Source organism: Methylobacterium sp. Leaf85 (assembly GCF_001422125.1).
Taxonomy (GTDB): Bacteria; Pseudomonadota; Alphaproteobacteria; order Rhizobiales; family Beijerinckiaceae; genus Methylobacterium; species Methylobacterium bullatum.
The window spans coordinates 21924-38483 of sequence record NZ_LMME01000035.1 but is presented as its reverse complement, the minus strand read 5'-3'; the positions used below and the strand labels follow the sequence as shown (position 1 = coordinate 38483).

General features: G+C 70.1%; 16 protein-coding genes. 8 read left to right on the top strand and 8 right to left on the bottom strand.

Annotated features, from left to right (window positions below; translation table 11 throughout):
* Nucleotides 1–86 precede the first annotated feature (86 nt).
* Complete coding sequence (locus tag ASF08_RS22940; protein ID WP_056150185.1) at nt 87–830, bottom strand: uroporphyrinogen-III synthase; 744 nt, start codon at nt 828–830, stop codon at nt 87–89.
* Between the two features lie 149 nt (nt 831–979).
* Between ASF08_RS22940 and tsaD the strand changes: the two genes are divergently transcribed.
* The 5 genes from tsaD to ASF08_RS22915 are packed head-to-tail and all read left to right on the top strand — an operon-like array spanning nt 980 to nt 4862.
* Nucleotides 980–2023 carry a tRNA (adenosine(37)-N6)-threonylcarbamoyltransferase complex transferase subunit TsaD gene (tsaD, locus tag ASF08_RS22935; protein WP_018042252.1) on the top strand — a complete coding sequence of 348 codons (1044 nt, stop codon included), beginning with the start codon at nt 980–982 and terminating at the stop codon, nt 2021–2023.
* Nucleotides 2024–2042: 19 nt separating this feature from the next.
* Nucleotides 2043–2948: a GNAT family N-acetyltransferase gene (locus tag ASF08_RS22930; protein ID WP_056149877.1), complete on the top strand. Its 906-nt coding sequence runs from the start codon at nt 2043–2045 to the stop codon at nt 2946–2948.
* Complete coding sequence (locus tag ASF08_RS22925; RefSeq protein WP_056149872.1) at nt 2945–3934, top strand: NAD(P)H-dependent glycerol-3-phosphate dehydrogenase; 990 nt, start codon at nt 2945–2947, stop codon at nt 3932–3934. The genes ASF08_RS22930 and ASF08_RS22925 overlap by 4 nt, the downstream gene beginning before the upstream one ends.
* Nucleotides 3931–4395, top strand: coding sequence for an opioid growth factor receptor-related protein (locus tag ASF08_RS22920; protein WP_056149870.1), 465 nt, complete (start codon nt 3931–3933; stop codon nt 4393–4395). Before ASF08_RS22925 ends, ASF08_RS22920 begins: the two co-directional genes overlap by 4 nt.
* 50 nt (nt 4396–4445) lie before the next feature.
* The gene (locus tag ASF08_RS22915) at nt 4446–4862 is read left to right on the top strand and encodes an EVE domain-containing protein (RefSeq protein WP_056149867.1); all 417 of its coding nucleotides are present in this window, start codon (nt 4446–4448) and stop codon (nt 4860–4862) included.
* 37 nt (nt 4863–4899) lie between these two features.
* On the opposite strand, the gene ASF08_RS22910 is transcribed toward ASF08_RS22915, so the two are convergent.
* Together ASF08_RS22910 and ASF08_RS22905 are read right to left on the bottom strand one after the other, a co-directional pair.
* Nucleotides 4900–5562, bottom strand: a complete 663-nt coding sequence (locus ASF08_RS22910) for a response regulator (protein WP_018042257.1) — start codon at nt 5560–5562, stop codon at nt 4900–4902.
* Nucleotides 5559–7034 (bottom strand): ATP-binding protein, encoded by a 1476-nt coding sequence (locus ASF08_RS22905; RefSeq protein ID WP_082473338.1) that lies wholly within the window; start codon nt 7032–7034, stop codon nt 5559–5561. The genes ASF08_RS22910 and ASF08_RS22905 overlap by 4 nt, the downstream gene beginning before the upstream one ends.
* A 334-nt stretch (nt 7035–7368) precedes the next feature.
* Here ASF08_RS22905 and ASF08_RS22900 point away from each other — a divergent pair, with 334 nt between their 5' ends.
* Complete coding sequence (locus tag ASF08_RS22900) at nt 7369–8388, top strand: hypothetical protein (protein WP_056149863.1); 1020 nt, start codon at nt 7369–7371, stop codon at nt 8386–8388.
* A 22-nt stretch (nt 8389–8410) separates the two neighbouring features.
* Entirely contained in the window at nt 8411–9094 is a 684-nt protein-coding gene (locus ASF08_RS22895; RefSeq protein ID WP_056149862.1) for a hypothetical protein, read from the top strand.
* Between the two features lie 261 nt (nt 9095–9355).
* On the opposite strand, the gene ASF08_RS22890 is transcribed toward ASF08_RS22895, so the two are convergent.
* Nucleotides 9356–11071: a DEAD/DEAH box helicase gene (locus ASF08_RS22890; protein WP_056149859.1), complete on the bottom strand. Its 1716-nt coding sequence runs from the start codon at nt 11069–11071 to the stop codon at nt 9356–9358.
* A gap of 298 nt (nt 11072–11369) precedes the next feature.
* Between ASF08_RS22890 and ASF08_RS22885 the strand changes: the two genes are divergently transcribed.
* Complete coding sequence (locus tag ASF08_RS22885; RefSeq protein ID WP_056149856.1) at nt 11370–12464, top strand: NAD(P)/FAD-dependent oxidoreductase; 1095 nt, start codon at nt 11370–11372, stop codon at nt 12462–12464.
* Nucleotides 12465–12812: 348 nt separating this feature from the next.
* Here ASF08_RS22885 and ASF08_RS22880 read toward each other — a convergent pair whose 3' ends face one another.
* From ASF08_RS22880 to ASF08_RS22865, 4 genes are all read right to left on the bottom strand, one after another.
* Complete coding sequence (locus ASF08_RS22880; protein WP_056149854.1) at nt 12813–13535, bottom strand: FAD-binding oxidoreductase; 723 nt, start codon at nt 13533–13535, stop codon at nt 12813–12815.
* Nucleotides 13528–14133, bottom strand: coding sequence for a sulfite oxidase-like oxidoreductase (locus ASF08_RS22875; protein ID WP_056149852.1), 606 nt, complete (start codon nt 14131–14133; stop codon nt 13528–13530). The genes ASF08_RS22880 and ASF08_RS22875 overlap by 8 nt, the downstream gene beginning before the upstream one ends.
* Nucleotides 14134–14265: 132 nt before the next feature.
* Complete coding sequence (locus ASF08_RS22870; protein WP_056150182.1) at nt 14266–15735, bottom strand: HWE histidine kinase domain-containing protein; 1470 nt, start codon at nt 15733–15735, stop codon at nt 14266–14268.
* Between the two features lie 337 nt (nt 15736–16072).
* Nucleotides 16073–16372, bottom strand: a complete 300-nt coding sequence (locus ASF08_RS22865) for a hypothetical protein (protein WP_056149850.1) — start codon at nt 16370–16372, stop codon at nt 16073–16075.
* Between the last annotated feature and the right edge of the window lie 188 nt (nt 16373–16560).

Genomic DNA, 16560 nt, shown 5'->3' with positions numbered 1-16560 from the left:
TCCCGACTTGCGTCTGCCGCATGAAGCACCCCCGGCGCGTGTCGCGCTCGGTCTGCCGCCCTGCGGTCACAGCGTATGCGTTCGTCCTAACACCGAGGCCGCGGCCTCGGCGAGACCGCTTGTCGGAAACCTGATGTCAGACCCGCGAGAAGTGATTCCTCGTTGGCCTGTTCCGCGACGAAATGGGGGGCGATCCCGGCCTGGGCCAGGGGAACCGCCACGTCCGCCGACAAGCAGTAATGCCTGAGCGCCGCGAAAGCTCCGCCATATCCCGCTTGCCAAGCGAGTTCGCAAGCCGTGGCCGCGCTTCTTCGTGAGTAGTGCAGCATGCCTGTCAGGGTGGAGGGGGGCCCGAGCGCCGTCGCCACGACGGTCGGCAGCGAGGCCACCGGTCGCGCCCCATAGGCGATGTGGGTCGTCACCCGGAATCCCGCTCGGGTCAGGGATGCCGCCGGCTCCGCCTTGCGGTCCTCTCCGGCCAGATGCAGGAGCGAGGCTCCCGAAGAGACCTCCCGCACCACGAGGTCGACGAGATCGGCGGCGTTGCCATCCGCCGTCTTCACGGAGACGAACCCGCATTCGCGCGCCAATGCCGCCGTGCGCACGCCCACCGCGAAGACGGGGAGGTGGTGTATCGGCCGCCACTGCGAGGCTTGCCGAAGCGCGTTCGCGCTGGTGACGAGAATGCCGTCGAAGACGCCCGGAGGCAGGGGCGCACCGGTCGCCTCCACCACGAGGACCGGCGCCACCAGAGGCTCGTAGCCCAAAGCGGCGAGCCGCCCGGCCGTGCGCGTGGCCCCCGGCTCGGGCCGCGCGATCCATATCCGCATCGCCACCATCACCCCGGATTCGCCCTTCGCCGCGGCGTTGGCAAGCCGCTTCGATGACACGTCCACTCGGCGGGTGCCCATCGTTGCCCTCGGGCGCCATGCCCGGCTAGGGTGGAGACCTCCGTTTCCGTAAAGTCCAAAGCATCGCCATGAACGTCCTCGGCATCGAAACGACCTGCGACGAGACGGCCGCCTCGATCGTCATGCCGGGCGAGGATGGGCGCGGCCGCATCCTCTCCAACGAAGTGCTGAGCCAGATCGCCGAACACGCGGCCTATGGCGGCGTCGTGCCCGAGATCGCGGCCCGCGCCCATGTGGAGGTCCTCGACCGCCTCGTGGCCCGCGCCCTCGACACGGCCGGGATGACGCTGTCGCAGGTGGACGGTATCGCCGTGGCGGCGGGGCCGGGCCTGATCGGCGGGGTGCTGATCGGCCTCGTCACCGCCAAGACCCTGTCGCTGGTGGCGCGAAAGCCCCTCATCGCGGTGAACCATCTGGAGGCGCATGCGCTGACGGCCCGGCTCACCGACGGCATCGGCTTCCCCTATCTGCTGCTGCTCGCCTCTGGCGGGCACACGCAGCTCGTGGCGGTGAAGGGGGTCGGCGATTACGTCCGCCTCGGCACCACCGTGGACGATGCCATCGGCGAAGCGTTCGACAAGGTGGCCAAGCTCCTGGGCCTCGGCTATCCGGGCGGCCCCGAGGTCGAGCGCATGGCCGAGACCGGCAATCCCGAGCGGTTCGCCCTGCCGCGCCCCATGCTCGGCCGCCGCGAGCCGAACTTCTCCCTCTCCGGCCTCAAGACCGCCCTGCGGATCGAGGCCGAGCGGCTGGCCCCGCTCTCCGGCGCCGATGTGGCCGATCTCTGCGCCAGTTTCCAGGCGGCGGTGGTGGACGTGGTGGTGGACCGGGTCCGTGTCGCCCTGCGCGAATTCGGCTCCATCGCGGGCCATCCGACCGCCCTCGTCGCCGCCGGCGGGGTCGCGGCCAACGGCGCGATCCGGCGTGCGCTGACGACACAGGCCAACGAGGCCGGCCTCACTTTCGTGGCCCCACCCCTCTCCCTCTGCGGCGATAACGGCGCGATGATCGCCTGGGCGGGGATCGAGCGCCTGCGCCTCGGCCTCGTGGACGATCTCACCGCGCCCGCCCGCGCCCGCTGGCCCTTCGCCGAGGCGGCGGCGGTTGCCTGAGGGTGTTTTGACAGGGACCGTGCCGCCCGTCGCCCTGCAGAGGCGCTGGCGCGACCTCGTCGACCGGCGGCTTCCCCAGGCCGCCCGTGCCCGGCCGGAATGGCCGGTGCGCGTCGATCATTGCTTCGCGCGCATCCTTCTCGACAATGCCTGCGGCGGCCCCTGGCGCGAGAGCGTCGCCCCGCCGGCCTGGGCCAACATGCCGCCCGACCGACTGGCCTTCGCCATCGATCTCGGCGAGGCGGTGCTGGCGGCGAAGGCCGATCTCGGGCTCCTGAACCGGCGCTCCCTCGCCTGGCGCGGCAAGATCGGGCGCGCGGTCCCCACCTCGACCCCCGCCTCGCTCACGGGGCAGGGTTTCGTCCTCCGGCGCTGGATCAGGGCCGACGACGCGCCCTTCGCCGCGCTCAATGCCGATCCGGAGGTGATGCGGCATTTCCCCTCCACCAAGAACCGGAGCGAGAGCCTGATCGAGGCGCGGGCCATCGACCGGCGCTTCGAGTCCGACGGGTTCGGCCCCTGGGCGGTGGAGGTGCCGGGGGAGGGGTTCGTCGGCTTCGTCGGCGCCATGCGGCTCATCCGGCCGATGCCGTTCGCGGGCGGAGAGACCGCGGGGGCGAACGTGGAGATCGGCTGGCGCCTCGCCCGTTCGGCCTGGGGGCGCGGTCTCGCCACGCGAGCCGCCACGCTCGCCCTCGCCGACCTGTTCGGGCGGTGCGGCGTGCCGGCGGTGGTCGCCTTCACGGCCACCGGCAACACACCCTCCCGGCGGGTCATGGAGCGGCTCGGCATGGCTTTCTCGGAGGACTTCCTCCATCCCGCCCTGCCGGCGGACCACCCCCTCCAGCCGCACGTGCTCTATCGCCTCTCGGCGGAGGGGGCGTTCGCAGAGGGGGACCAGGCGCCAGAGGATCATCGATCATGAGCGACCGGATTGCGGTGGTGGGCGGCGGCGCCTGGGGAACGGCGCTGGCCAACGCGGCGGCGGCCACGGGGCGACCCGTGACCCTGTGGCTGCGCGACGGGGAGGCCGCCGCACGGCTTCAGGCCAGCCGCGAGAACGCCCGCTACCTGCCCGGCGTGACGCTGCACGACGGCATCCGCGCCACCGGCGAAGCGCGCGAACTCGCCGGGGCGGGCATCGTCCTGCTGGTGACGCCGGCCCAGACCCTTCGGGGCGTTCTGGGGACCCTGGGCTCGTCCATCGATCCGCAGGCGGCCATCGTGCTCTGCGCCAAGGGGATCGAGCGCGGCAGCGACGCCTTCATGAGCGCGGTGGCCGCCGAGGCGATGCCCGGCGCGTCGGTGGCGGTCCTGTCCGGCCCGAGCTTCGCGGCGGATGTCGCCCGCAACCTGCCCACCGCCGTGACCCTGGCCGCCGGGGACGGCGATCTGGCCGGCCGCCTCGCCGCCGCCCTGTCCGGCCCGGCTCTGCGCGTCTACCACACCGACGACGTGCGCGGCGTCGAGATCGGCGGGGCGGGCAAGAACGTCCTCGCCATCGCCTCCGGCATCGTCGCGGGGCGCGGCCTCGGCGAGAGCGCCCGCGCCGCCCTCATCGCACGGGCCTTCGCCGAGTTGATGCGCTTCGCCCGCGCCTATGGCGGGCGGCCCGAGACGCTCATGGGCTTGTCCGGCCTCGGCGACCTCGTATTGACCGCCTCCTCCCCACAATCGCGCAACTTCGCCTTCGGCCAGCGCCTCGGCGCCGGGGCCACCCCGGAGGAAGCCTCCGGCGGCAAGCTCGCGGAAGGCGCCTTCACCGCCGCCGCCCTCATCGCCCTGGCGCGGCGCAACGCCGTGGAGATGCCGGTGGCGGAGGCGGTGGCCGCCATCGTCTCCGGGGAGGCCAGCGTCGACGCCGTGGTGGCGGGCCTCCTCGCCCGCCCGCTCAAGCGGGAAGCCGAATGAGCACGGGGCCGATCCACGCTTACCTTGCCGGTCACGGGCGCGACGGTGCGCGTCGCATCCTCGCCGACATCCTCGCCTTCGACGATGCGCGGATCGAGGGCGTCCACGACTACATCCAATGGTGCTTTCCCCTGGCCGAGGCCAGCCGCGCGGTGCCGGGCGCCCCGGTGCTCGGGCGCGACGAGGCCGAGGCGATCCGCGCCGACGAGGCCGCGCGAGCGGGCCTGCGCGCGGCGCTGGCGCGGATGCGGCTCTTCTATACCCGCACCGACGGCTGGCTCCGCCCCTACGACCACAACCACCTGCGCATCACCCGGATCCTCACCGCGATCCGCCTCCTTCTCGGTCCCGCCGAAGCGGAGGCGTTCCACGCCTTCGTGACCGCGCGCAACGCGCAAGCCGGCGCGCCCATCAACGAGGACAGCCTGCGCTATTGGGGATCGGCCCTCCGCGACGCCTGACGGCCACGCTTTCCCGCGCTAAGGAGGCGCGACGATCGAAAAGGCGAGCGATGGCGTATTGGCTCTACAAATCCGAACCCAAGACCTGGTCCTGGGACCAGCAGGTCGAGGCGGGGGAGCACGGCACGCCCTGGAACGGCGTGCGCAACCACGTGGCCAAGCTCAACCTGATGGCGATGCAGGTGGGCGAGCGCGGCTTCTTCTACCATTCCAACGAGGGCAAGGCGGTGGTGGGGATCGTCGAGGTGATCCGCCCCTACTATCCCGACGACACCGACCCGACCGGCCGGTTCGGCATGGTCGACCTGCGGGCCATCGAGCCGCTGGCGCGTCCGGTGACCCTGGAGGCGATCAAGGCCGAGCCGCGCCTGAAGGCGATGGTGCTCGCCAACAATTCCCGCCTCTCGGTGCAGCCGGTGACGGAGGAGGAATGGGCGATCGTGCGGGAGATGGGCGGGCTGGGCTGACCATCCGGCACCCGCGCCGTCACGACGGCGACGCGGTTCAGCCCTGCCGCTGCGCCTGGGTCACGGCCACGTGGATGAGTTCGGCCAGCGTCCGCACGCCGAGCTTCTGGCGCATCTGCGAGCAGGCGTTGGTGACGGTCTTGTAGCTCACCGACAGGTCGCTCGCGATGGCGCCGTAGGACTTGCCCTGGGCGAGGCGGGTGAGGATCTGCTGCTCGCGCGGGGTCAACTGGCTTTCGGGCGTGCGGCGCGGATCGGTGCGCAGCATGGCGACCTCGGTGGCCAGACGTCGGTCGAGATAGACCTGGCCGGAACGGACCTTCTCGAACGCCTCGAACAATTCCACCGAGGCGTGGTCCTTCAGCACGTAGCCCAGCGCCCCGGCCTCCAGGGCGCGCGAGACGATCACCGGGTCGTTGTGCATGCTGAAGACGAGGATGCGGATGCCGGGCGAGGCGCTGCGCATCCGGCGGATGAGATCGAGACCCGCGAGCCCGCTGCCCTGGAAGGTCAGGTCGCAGATCACCATCGACGGGCGCAGGCGGAAGAACAGGCGATAGCCGGCCACCGTGCTGGTGGCCTCGGCGATCCGCTCGATTCCGGCGTCTTCGAGGACGCGGCGGCAGCCCTGGAGGACGATCGGATGATCGTCGATCACGAGGACGGGCGCCTGGGTCGATGTCGGTGTGAACGCGTTCATGCGGGAACGATCGGGCTCGTGTCCTCGGCCCGCTCGGGATCGAGCGGTATCGCTATCCGGACAACCGTCCCCGGCGCCGCATTGTCAAGCCGAAATGTGCCGCTGAGCGCTTCCACGCGCTCCCGCATCCCCGATAAACCCATTCCGCCGCGAAACCCGCCATCGAGGCTGGCGGACGGGGTGCCGTGGTCGGCGGGCAGGCCGGAGCCGTCGTCGCGGATGACGAGGCGGAGCTCGTCGGCGGCCGCGCGCTCGCTCGCTTCCACCGTCACGGTGCGGGCCGCGCCATGGCGCACGGCGTTGGTCATGCTCTCCTGGATGCAGCGGAACACCGTGAGATCGATGAGGTCGCCGTAGCCGCGGGCGAGATCGGTAAACGTCCCCGAGAACGTCGTCCCCGGATGGCGGCTGCGGAAGTTGCGCAGGAGCAGCTGCAGGCACTCGGCGAGCGGCACCTGCCCGAGGGCGTGCGGGCGCAGGCGGTTGAGGAGGTCGCGGTTGAGGCCCTGGACCTGACCGACGATGGCGCTGATCTCCTCGGCGCGGGCGGCGAGCTTGCTGCGGTCGGGCTCGGTCGCGCCCTGCGCCATCCGCGTCACCGAGGCGGCGTTCGCCTCCAGGGCGAACAGGCAGGGGCCGAACTCGTCGTGGAGCTCCAGGGCCGTGCGGCGCCGCTCGTCGTCCTGGGCGGTGAGAAGCTGCCGGTTGAGGCGGCCGTTCGCGGCGCGGGCCTCGGCGAGCGCCCCGGCCACGCTGTTGAAGCGCTCGGCGATGACGGCGAGTTCCCGCGAGGCCGGCGGGTCGAGCCGCGCGGTGTAATCGTGCCGCTCCAGTTGGGTCAGCCCGTCGGCGAGCTGGGTCAGGGGGGCGAGGACCCGGCCGAAGGCGATGTAGAGGGCGCCGAGCAGGCCGAGATTGAGGCACAGGCTCGCCAGCGAGAGGGAGACGGTATAGCCCCAGACCTCGTCGATCTCGTCGAGGGGCTCCGTGGTGATGAGGGCGGTGCCGATCCGCTGCTCCTGCGCCACGATGGGCAGGTCGTCCCGCTGCGGCGTCGGGGCGATCAGCTCGGCGAACCAGCGTGGCGCCAGATGGGTCTCGCGGCGGGGGCGGGGATTGGCGAGGGCCACCTTGCGCCCCTCCGCATCGAACACCGCCACCCGGACGTGGCGAAGCCCCTGGACGCGCAGTTCCAGGGTCTGGAGCAGGCGCGCGGGCGAATCGGACTGGGCGAGACCGATCGTATCGGAGACGATCAGCTCGATATTGGCCAAAGCCGCCTTCATCTCCACCTCCACCGCCGAGCGGGCGTTCACCACGATCAGGCTGAAGGAGACGAGGGCGGCCAGGAGGTCGATGGCGAGGACGAGGACGACGAGGCGTGCCCGCGTCGGCAGGGCGGCCCAGGTCGGGCGTCGCGAGGCGCCACTCGCGGTTTCCACGGGGGGAGGGCCGGGGGGAGACAGGGTCATCGTCGATCGTACCGGGATGGATCGGGGGCGGCGTCGCGCTTGTAGCGATATCCCATCCGCTTGGAATGCGCGCATCCGGAACGGCGCGCACCGCGCTCCTTTCTCCCCGCCGCAAGGCCATCTGGAAATGGTCGTCGGCCTCAAGTCCTCGCCGGATACCGAGCGTTAAGCGACAATGCTTTATCGAGATTCATGTGAGCGACGACACGGGCGTGACTGGCGAGGTGTCCGAGGACATCTTTGTGCCCGAATGTCGGCCTCACGTCGGCACTACGCCGTCGCGATTCCGTGACGGTCAAACGTTTTTTTCGAGCATTGCTAGAGATCTCGCCCGATGATGCAGGTTGCCATCGACCCGAGCGAAAGGCGCGACACCGGCTCCCGCGGGCCGGCTCCTGCCAAGCCGGCTCCGGCCAAGCCGGCACTGGCGCGGCCGGTGAAGCCCGTGGCGAAGCCCGCCGCACGCGGTCGCATGATCGCCCTCGGGACGCTCGGCTGCGTGGCCGTGGCCGGCCTGTCCTACGCGGCCTATTCGGCGATGGGCAGCCTCGCCGGCCCGCAGGTGGTGCGGCCGAACCTCTACCAGATGCAGAAGGCGCAAGGCCCCCAAGCCAAAGCCGCCGATTGGCCCGACCTGCGCGACGGCGTGCCGGCCCTGGCCTCGGCCACCGGATCGTCCGTGCCGCCCCGTGATCCCGGTATCCAACTCGTGGAAAGGCGTGCCCTCGTCGAGGAGCCGGCGACGGCCGAGACGTCTGCGAAGGTCCAGAGCCCCGCATCGGTCCAGGCCGCTGCCAAGGTCGAAGCCGCTGCCAAGGTCGAAGCGCCCGCGACGGTCGAAGCTCCGGTGACGCTGGCGGCGGCGACGCCCGTTCCCCCCGTCGTCAAGGCCGAAGTGCCGCGCTCGAAGGCATTGCCGCCGATCGAGCCGGTGAGTCTCGCCCTGCCGCCCAACGCGCTCTCGCCCATCGTGCCGAACCGCGTCGCCGCCGTGATCGCCCCGAGCGCGGCCCAGACGATCAAGGCTCGCTCGGCCGAGATCAGTTTCGCGTCGCTTCCCGCCGAGCCCGCCCGGACCAAGGCCGAGCCGGTCAAGCCCGCCGCCAGCGTCGTGGCGAAACCCGCCGCCGCCAAGCCCAGCGTGGCGGCGGCAAAGCCCAAGCCGGTCAAGGCGGCCAAGCCCGTGCAGGAGGCCAGCGCCGAACCCGCAGCGGCCCCCGCCGCCGCGCCGGAACCCGAACAGAGCGAGATCTTCGGCCTGAAGGTGCCGTCCCTCGCCCCGGCCGGCCGCAAGATCGCCGAGAGCGTGGAAGCCCTCGGCAATGCCGTGAAAAACCTGCCGAACCAGTTCTGACGGGCGAGCCATGCGACGGTGCATGGCAGTCCTGGCCTGTCTCCTCGCGGCAGCCTCGGCCCTCGCCGATCCGCTTGGTCGCCAGGGGACCGTCATGAATCCCGACTGGCTGGTGGCGCCTCGTATCGGGATCGGTCGCCTCGTCTTCGGCCTCACGCCGGAGGAGGTCGCGGTCGTGGCGAACCCGGTCTACGGTGCGCCCTCGCCGCTCATCCGAGGCGCGGAGGCCGCCGCCGATGTGGACGCCATGATCGCCGAGCTGGGTCCATCCCTGTCGGCGGCCGACATCTCGGCCATGAGGCAAGCCGCCACCGATCTGGTGAGCCTGGACCGGCAGAACCTCGAGAAGGACCGCACGCCGATCCTTCTGGAATACCGCGACGGCCGATTGGACGGCGTGACGGTCGAGGCGCGGCATGCCGAGACGCATTTTCGGAACGAACGGATCTTTACGCTGAAGGCGCGGGAGGTGCTGCGGCTGTTCGAGCGGGCGAACGGTGCCCCCGGCCGGTTCCGGTCCACCGAAGCGGCGTTCGACAATCTCGCGGTCTCGCTCTTCTCGTTCAGCCGGGTCTCACCGGACGGCAAGGTCCAGGCGGTGCGGGAGGACGACCCGGATTTCACGGGACGCTCCGTGACCCTGCGCCGGGAGCCCTACCGGCCCGCGAACGAGATGGACCGGTTCGTCACGGCGTCGTTCGAGTGACGGAGCGGGCTCGCCGGTACTGCTCTTTCCCCTTGAGCGGCTGGCTTCATACCTCTGCTTTGACAAGCAGACGGCGTCCCTCTCCCCCTTGTGGAGAGAGGTCAGGAGTGGGGGTGGCGCCGCTAGCCTCTGCCGGTCGAGGGTCACCCAACCACCCCCACCTCCAACTCTTCCCCACAAGGGGGAGGAGGGGAGGACAGCGCATCCCGCGACATGCGGGAATGCCGTAGCCGCACACGGGACGAGGGAGAGAAGAAGCGTTCAGCGCGGACGGCGCTGCGGCGGCTTCTTGCCGGCTTCGCGCTCGTGGCGGGCGGCGCGGGGGCTCTTGAAGCCCTTCGGGCCCTCGGCCTCGCGGTCGGGCTCGCCGCCGAGCAGCGCCTCGACCTGGATTTCCGGCGAGCCGTTCTTGGCGAAGGTGGCGGCGAAGCGCGAGGCGGCGCCACCCCGGATCTCGAACTTGGTCTCCCGGTCGAAGATGCGGATGGCGCCGATCTCCTGGCGGCCGATATTGCCGCGACGGGTCAGCATCGGCAGGAGGCGGCGCGGATCGGCGTTGTCGCGCCGGCCGAGATTGAGCCGGAACCAGACCGAGGGGCCTTCCGCATCGATCCGCGCCGAATCGGCCGGGTCGTAGACCTTGCGCTCCTTGCGCTCGGGGCCGGCACCCGGATCGGTGACGTCCTCGGGCTCGGGCAGGCGGGCGCGGTAGATCTTGGCGAGGGCGGCGGCGAGTTCCTGCGGCGTGCGCTGGGCGAGCAGCGCCTCGCCCATGGCGAGGTCTTCCTCGGCCGGTGTCTCGGTGAAGAGCGGGTCCTGCCACATGCGCTCGCCGTCGAGGCGACGGATCTCGTCGGCCGTGGGCGGGGCGGCCCATTCGGCATTGACCTTGGCGATGGCGAACATCTGCTCGGCGCGGCGGCGCTTGGAGGCCGGGATCAGCAGGACGCTGGTGCCCTTGCGGCCCGCGCGCCCGGTCCGGCCGGAGCGGTGCTGCAGCACCTCGGCGTCGTGCGGCAGGTCGGCATGGATGACGAGGCTCACGGTCGGCAGGTCGATGCCGCGGGCCGCGACGTCGGTGGCGACGCAGACCTTGGCGCGGCCGTCGCGGAGGGCCTGGAGCGCGGCGTTGCGCTCGCCCTGGCCGAGTTCGCCCGACAGGGCCACCGCCGAGAAGCCGCGCTCGGTGAGCACCGCCTGGAGGTGCCGCACGGCGTTGCGGGTGTTGCAGAAGACGATGGCGGTGGGCGCATCGGTGTAGCGCAGGGTGTTGACCACCACATGCTCGATCTCGCGCGGCACCACCCGCACGGCGCGGTAGGTGATGTCGGTATGGCCGCGCTCCTGGCCCTTCACGGCGATGCGCAGGGCGTCGTTCTGGTAGCGCTCGGCCAGACTCGCGATCGCCTTCGGCAGGGTCGCGGAGAAGAGCAGCGTGCGCCGCTCCTTCGGGGTCACCGAGAGGATGAATTCGAGGTCGTCCCGGAAGCCGAGATCGAGCATCTCGTCGGCCTCGTCGAGGACGGCGACGCGCAGGTTCTGGGTGGCGAGGTTGCGCCGCTCCAGATGGTCGCGCAGGCGGCCCGGCGTGCCGACGACGATATGGGCGCCCTCGGCGAGAGCCCGGCTCTCGCGGCGCGGGTCCATGCCGCCGACGCAGGCGATCACGCGGGCGCCGGTCTCGGCATAGAGCCATTCGAGCTCGCGCTGGACCTGAAGCGCGAGTTCGCGCGTCGGGGCGATGACCAGGGCCAGGGGCGGACCGGCCGGCTCCAGCCGTTCGGCATCGCCCAGAAGCGTCTCGGCGAAGGCGAGGCCATAGGCCACGGTCTTGCCGGAGCCGGTCTGGGCCGAGACGAGAAGGTCGCGGCCCTGGGCCGCCGCCTCGATCACGGCACTCTGGACGGGGGTCGGGTCTTCGTAGTTGCGGGCCTCGAGCGCTCGGACGAGCGGGGCCGGCAGGGTAGGAAAGGGCACGGGGCAGAGGCCTTGCAGGCAGACAAGGCAAACCCTGCGGATTCGAGTCACCCTGAGTGGCGACGTCGCTTCATCCGGTCGTGGGTCCGGCCTCGTTCGGTTACGGAGAGGTCGCTTCTAGCGGCAATACCGCCCCGACGCCACGCCCCATGCTGCAATGCTTCCAAGCGTGGTTTGCGTATATCCGAAAGTGCGTGCCCGCCGGTCCTCCCGTCGTCTGGCCGTTCTCCGTCCTGTTCGGCTATCCTCTTCCCGGTCGTCGGCCCCCGGGCAGGAACCGTGGATGCAGGAACCGTAGATGGACGTGCTCGTCATCGGCGCTGGAATCGTCGGCCTCGCGGTGGCGCGGGTCCTCGGCCGGCGCGGGCATTCGGTCGTCGTCGCCGAATCCGAGGGCGCGATCGGGACCGGCGTGTCCTCGCGCAGTTCGGAGGTGATCCATGGCGGGATGTACTACCCCGCCGGCTCCTCTCGCGCGCGGCACTGCACGCGGGGCCGGCGGATGCTCTACGAGTTCTGTCGGAGCCACGGCGTGCCCCATGCGCGGCCGGGAAAGCTCATCGTCGCCACCTCCGAGAACGAGCGGGCCGCCCTGGAGGGAATCGCCGAGCGCGGCCGGGCCAACAGCGTCGAGGGCCTCGTTGTTCTGGAGGGTCGGGAGGCCCGTGCGCTGGAGCCGAACCTCGCCTGCATCGCGGCCTTGCATTCGCCCGAGACCGGCATCGTCGACAGCCATGCCGTGATGCTGGCCCTGCAGGGCGACATCGAGGATGCGGGCGGGGCCATCGCCTTTCACAGCCCGGTCGGGGCGATCCGGCGCGATGACGGGGGCTGGCGGGTCGAGGTCTGCGGTGATGAACTGTCCTTCGATGCCGTCGTCAACGCCGCCGGCCTCGGCGCGCAAGCGGTGGCGCGGGCGGTCGAGCCTTATCCGCCCGCGCGGATCCCGAGGCAGGTCCTCGCCAAGGGCAGCTATTTCGGCTGCCTCGGCCGCCCGGCCTTCTCGCGGCTTATCTATCCCGCCCCGATGGAAGGGGGCCTCGGCATCCATCTCACCCTCGATCTGGCCGGTCGGATGCGGTTTGGGCCGGACGTGGAATGGGTGGAGGTGCCGGATTACGTCGTCGATCCAGGCCGCGCCGAGGCCTTTACCCACGCCATCCGGCGCTACTGGCCGGGGCTGCCCGAAGATGCGCTGACGCCGGATTACGCCGGCATCCGCCCCAAACTCACCGGACGGGGCGAGCCGGCGGCGGATTTCGTCGTCGACGGACCGGCCGAGCACGGCCTGCCGCACCTCGTCCACCTGTTCGGCATCGAGAGCCCGGGGCTGACCTCGAGCCTGTCTTTGGCCGAGGAGGTGGCGGACCGGCTGGTCGGGGTGGAGGCCTGAGGGCCACGGGATTCATCAATCCGCTCGGCGGCTGTTCCCTCGATCCGAGAGGGTTTGGCATAAGTCGCAACGCGCTCCCTCTCCTTTCAGGAGAGGGAACTGCGCATCCCGCGCGATGGGTGACAATCGTAGGCTTGAGGGCGGGGCGTCGGCCCGTTGACACTCCTGCTGGGCGTCGCGATCTTTCGGACATTCAGTGTCGGGCCTGACGTCATGACCGAGATCCAATTCGTCGCCTTTGTGGTGACCCCGCTCCTGGCCCTCGCCGTCGGCGGGGGCGTGGCATTGTGGGCCCGCCATTGGGCGTAGGGCGCGCCCGGCCCGCCTGCGTTCGCCCGCCCCTTCGGATCAGCCGCCGAAACGTTCGGTCCTGATACGGCCCGGTTCGAGCCCGGCATCGACCAGCAGGTCCGCCGCGTTTCCGACGAAGGCGTTTCCGCCGCAGATATAGACGTGGCGCGGAGCACCGAGCCGGTCCAGGGCGTCGCCGATCATCGCCCCGTCGACGCGGCGGCCACCGGCCCGCGTCAGGTTCAGCATCAGGTCGAAATGCGGCTCGTCGCGTGCGCGAAGGGCCAGTTCCTCCGCGGCGATCGTCTCGGCCGCATCGCGCACGGAGTACAGCAGCAGGGCGGGTACCTCGGGTGCGGCCGCCGCGCGATGGCGCAGCATCGCCAGCAGCGGCACCACGCCGGAGCCGCCGCCCACGAGGAGGAGGGGGCCGCCATCCTCCGGGCGCCAGACGAACGAGCCGCCGATGGGGCCGCGCAGCTCGATCGTGTCGCCGATCTCGGCCACGGAATCGAAGAAGCCCGAAACCTCGCCATCGGGCAGACCCTCGATCATCAGTTCGATCGTGCCGTCCGTGCCCGGCGCCGAGGCGATGGAGTAGCTGCGCTGGGCCTGGTAGCCGTCGGGAGCCGTCAGGCGCACGTCCACATGCTGCCCGGCCAGCATCGGCCGGTCGAAATCGATCCGGAACCGGTAGCTCTTCACCCGCCGCGTCACCGGTTCGATGGCAAGGAGCGTGGCGGTCTGCCAGGGGAGGGGCCGTGCCGCCGGATCAATCACCGGTGAAGCGCTGCTCGCGCCAGGGATCGCCGTACATGTGGTAGCCGCGCAATTCCCAGAAACCGCCCTCGTCCTTCCTGGTGAAGCGCAGGCCCTTCACCCATTTGGCGCTCTTCCAGAAATACAGGTGCGGCACGAGGAGTCGGGCCGGGCCGCCGTGATCGGGCTCGATCGGCTTGCCCTCGTAATGGGTCGCCACCATCGCCTTGGGGCCGGCGAGATCGGCCACCGGCACGTTGGTGGTGTAGTCGTCATAGCCTTCCGCGAGCAGGAACTCGGTGGGGGCCGAGATCCCGGCGGCGGCGAGGATGTCGTCGATGCTGACGCCTTCCCAGCCCGTGTCGAACTTGGACCATTTCGTCACGCAATGGATGTCGCCGCGCCAGGAGGTCCGGGGGAGGGCGGAGAATTCCGCCCAGTTCCAGCTCTTCAGGGGCCGCGAGCCTTCGCGCAGGGTGAAGCTCCAGCTCTCCATGTCGATGCGCGGATTCGGACCGATCTGCAGGACCGGAAAGTCCTGTTCGAGATACTGGCCCGGAGGAAGCCGCTCGCCCGTCGCTTCCGGCGGCCGTCGTCCCGTGAAACCGCGTGTCGCCATGCCCGTCTCCGTCCGCGCGCTTGCGTCCCCGTCCGTCTTCGAGCTTCGGCCCGAGCGGGTCAAGCCGCGCCGGGACGATCACCCTAAGCAGGTTTGGCAGACGTGGCCGCCGGTTCCGCGATAGGAACCTGCTCAGTCCTGCAGACGTCCCGGCAGGATGCCCTCGGCGACGAACAGGATCCCTTCCGGCCGGTACGAAATGGTCGCGGTGCCGTCGATTTCCTGGGCCAAGGCGCGCTCGATCAGCCGCGAGCCGAACCCCGTCCGCGTCGGAACCGCCACCGGCGGCCCACCCAATTCCTGCCAGGTGACGCGGAAGTCGTGCGGCGCGGTGCCGTCTAGGAGGCTCCAGCACAGCCGGACCCGCCCGGTATCGTTCGACAGGGCGCCGTATTTCACCGCGTTGGTGGCGAGTTCGTGCAGCGCCATCGCCAAGGCCAGGGCGCCGCGCGGCGGCAGCCTGATCTCGCCGCCGTGGAGGTCGACGCGCTCCCGCCCCTCGCTCTGGAACGGGGTGAGCGCGCGGTCCGCGATATCGGCGATGGAGGCGCTGTCCCAGGCCTCCTCGGTCAGGACGTCGTTCGCCGCGGCCAGGGACACCACCCGCGCTTCGAGGGTTTGGCCGGCCTCTTCGAGGGAGGGCGCGGTGCGCAGGGTCTGCCGGATGATCGACTGGATGAGCGTCAGGGTGTTCTTGACCCGATGGGTCAACTCGCCCGCGAGCAGGCTGCGATACTCCTCCGCATGCTTGCGCTCGGTGATGTCGAGGGAGATGCCGGCCATGCTGAGGGGCGTTCCATCGGCGCGGTAGAAGGTCTGGCCGCGGATATGGACCCAGCGCAGGTCGCCGGACGGCGCGATCACCCGATACTCGATGTCGTAATCGACGTTCCGCTCGATGCAGCGGCGCACCTCTGCCAGCATTCGTTCGCGGTCGCCGGAATGGATCGTGGCGAGCAACTCGTCGTAGCTGAGCGGCTCGTCGGCATCCCGCCCGAAATTCATCCGGAAATGATCCGACGTCTCCAGCGTCATGTCGACGAGATCGAGGGTCCAGGAACCGAGCCGGCCGGCACTGAGCGCGAAACGCAGGTTGGTCTCGCTGCGGCGAAGCTCCTGTCTCCGGCGCTCGACCTCGGTCTCCAGGGCATCGCGGTCCTCCTGCAGCCGGACGAGGCGGTCCCGCTCCAGCGTCACGTCGAGCTGTGAGGCGAAGAAGTAGGCGACCCGGCGGTTCGAATCGAAGACCGGCGCGATGAGAAGCCGGTTCCAGAAGACGTCGCCGTTCTTGCGATGGTTGAGAAGGTCGATCTCGATCGGGACGCCTTTGGCGATGGCTTCGCGAATGCGGGCGACATCCGCCGGGTCCGTCAGGGGGCCTTGCAGGAACCGGCAGTTGCGGCCGAGGACCTCTTCGCGCGAGAAACCCGTGGCCCGCTCGAACGCGGTATTCACGAACACGACCGGCATGTCGGGCTGGTTGGGGTCGGCGATGACCATCGGCATCCGCGTCGCGCGCAAGGCCGCGGCGAAGGGATCGGGCCCGTCGACGGTACGGGCGATTTCCAAGGCGATCCGATCCTGTTCGGAAACTCGGATCACCGCGCGACGTCCAGGATGATCGAATGCCTCACGCGTCGCCTCGACATACAACCGGACCCGTTCGCCAGAAAGCGATTCGGACAGGATTCGTTGTACGCCCGAGCAAAGAACAGGCAAGGCTTCATCTCGACTTATCGGTCGGCGCGAGCGAGATGACTTCGCGAAACATTGGTTTCGCCCCGTCTAATGTATGTTTGCATACATTCGTCGAGGTCTTGGTCGTGGTGTGTCGAACCGCTTCGGGATCGCCACGGTCGACGATTCTCCGACCCTTCAAACGCGGAACGCCCGCCACGGTCGAACCGGGCGGGCGTCCTTGACGATCGGAAAGTAGGGTTCAGCAGCCCTTGGCGGCGTCCGCGGCAGTAGGCTTGCCGTCCTGCTGCTTGGCGACGTCGGACGCCGAGGTCGCCGTGTTGGCGCCGACATTGTTCATGGCGCCGACGGTGCCGGGCGACTCGGCCTTCGCGCCGGGGCTCACGTTGCCGGTGGCGGCAGGATCGACCTTCGAGCTCTTGTCGTTCATGGCCGCTTTCCCGTCCGCCGTGGAGCCGGTCGCGCAGGGGGCGGCGATGGCCATTGCCGAGCTGAGCATCACGATGGCGCCGGCGCCGACGAGCTTGGAAATCTGTCGCATCTATTCCTCCAGGAAGTAGTTCTGCCCTCACAACGGGAGCGGGGCTTCATTCGTTCCCCTGTTTTTCTGAATCGTCCCGGTCATGGAAAGACAAATTTCCATAGGCGGGAAAGGACAAGCTTATCGGTCAGGTGGTGCGGTGCGCCGTTGTTTGCGCTCTTCGTTTTGCGCTGCACAAGATCGTCGGC

Excerpts from the sequence above, each read along its gene's own strand:
- ASF08_RS22940 (WP_056150185.1), bottom strand. The coding sequence starts at position 830 with ATGCGGATATGGATCGCGCGGCCCGAGCCGGGGGCCACGCGCACGGCC.
- tsaD (WP_018042252.1), top strand. The coding sequence starts at position 980 with ATGAACGTCCTCGGCATCGAAACGACCTGCGACGAGACGGCCGCCTCG.
- ASF08_RS22925 (WP_056149872.1), top strand. The coding sequence starts at position 2,945 with ATGAGCGACCGGATTGCGGTGGTGGGCGGCGGCGCCTGGGGAACGGCG.
- ASF08_RS22920 (WP_056149870.1), top strand. The coding sequence starts at position 3,931 with ATGAGCACGGGGCCGATCCACGCTTACCTTGCCGGTCACGGGCGCGAC.
- ASF08_RS22915 (WP_056149867.1), top strand. The coding sequence starts at position 4,446 with ATGGCGTATTGGCTCTACAAATCCGAACCCAAGACCTGGTCCTGGGAC.
- ASF08_RS22910 (WP_018042257.1), bottom strand. The coding sequence starts at position 5,562 with ATGAACGCGTTCACACCGACATCGACCCAGGCGCCCGTCCTCGTGATC.
- ASF08_RS22905 (WP_082473338.1), bottom strand. The coding sequence starts at position 7,034 with ATGACCCTGTCTCCCCCCGGCCCTCCCCCCGTGGAAACCGCGAGTGGC.
- ASF08_RS22900 (WP_056149863.1), top strand. The coding sequence starts at position 7,369 with ATGATGCAGGTTGCCATCGACCCGAGCGAAAGGCGCGACACCGGCTCC.
- ASF08_RS22895 (WP_056149862.1), top strand. The coding sequence starts at position 8,411 with ATGGCAGTCCTGGCCTGTCTCCTCGCGGCAGCCTCGGCCCTCGCCGAT.
- ASF08_RS22885 (WP_056149856.1), top strand. The coding sequence starts at position 11,370 with ATGGACGTGCTCGTCATCGGCGCTGGAATCGTCGGCCTCGCGGTGGCG.
- ASF08_RS22875 (WP_056149852.1), bottom strand. The coding sequence starts at position 14,133 with ATGGCGACACGCGGTTTCACGGGACGACGGCCGCCGGAAGCGACGGGC.
- ASF08_RS22865 (WP_056149850.1), bottom strand. The coding sequence starts at position 16,372 with ATGCGACAGATTTCCAAGCTCGTCGGCGCCGGCGCCATCGTGATGCTC.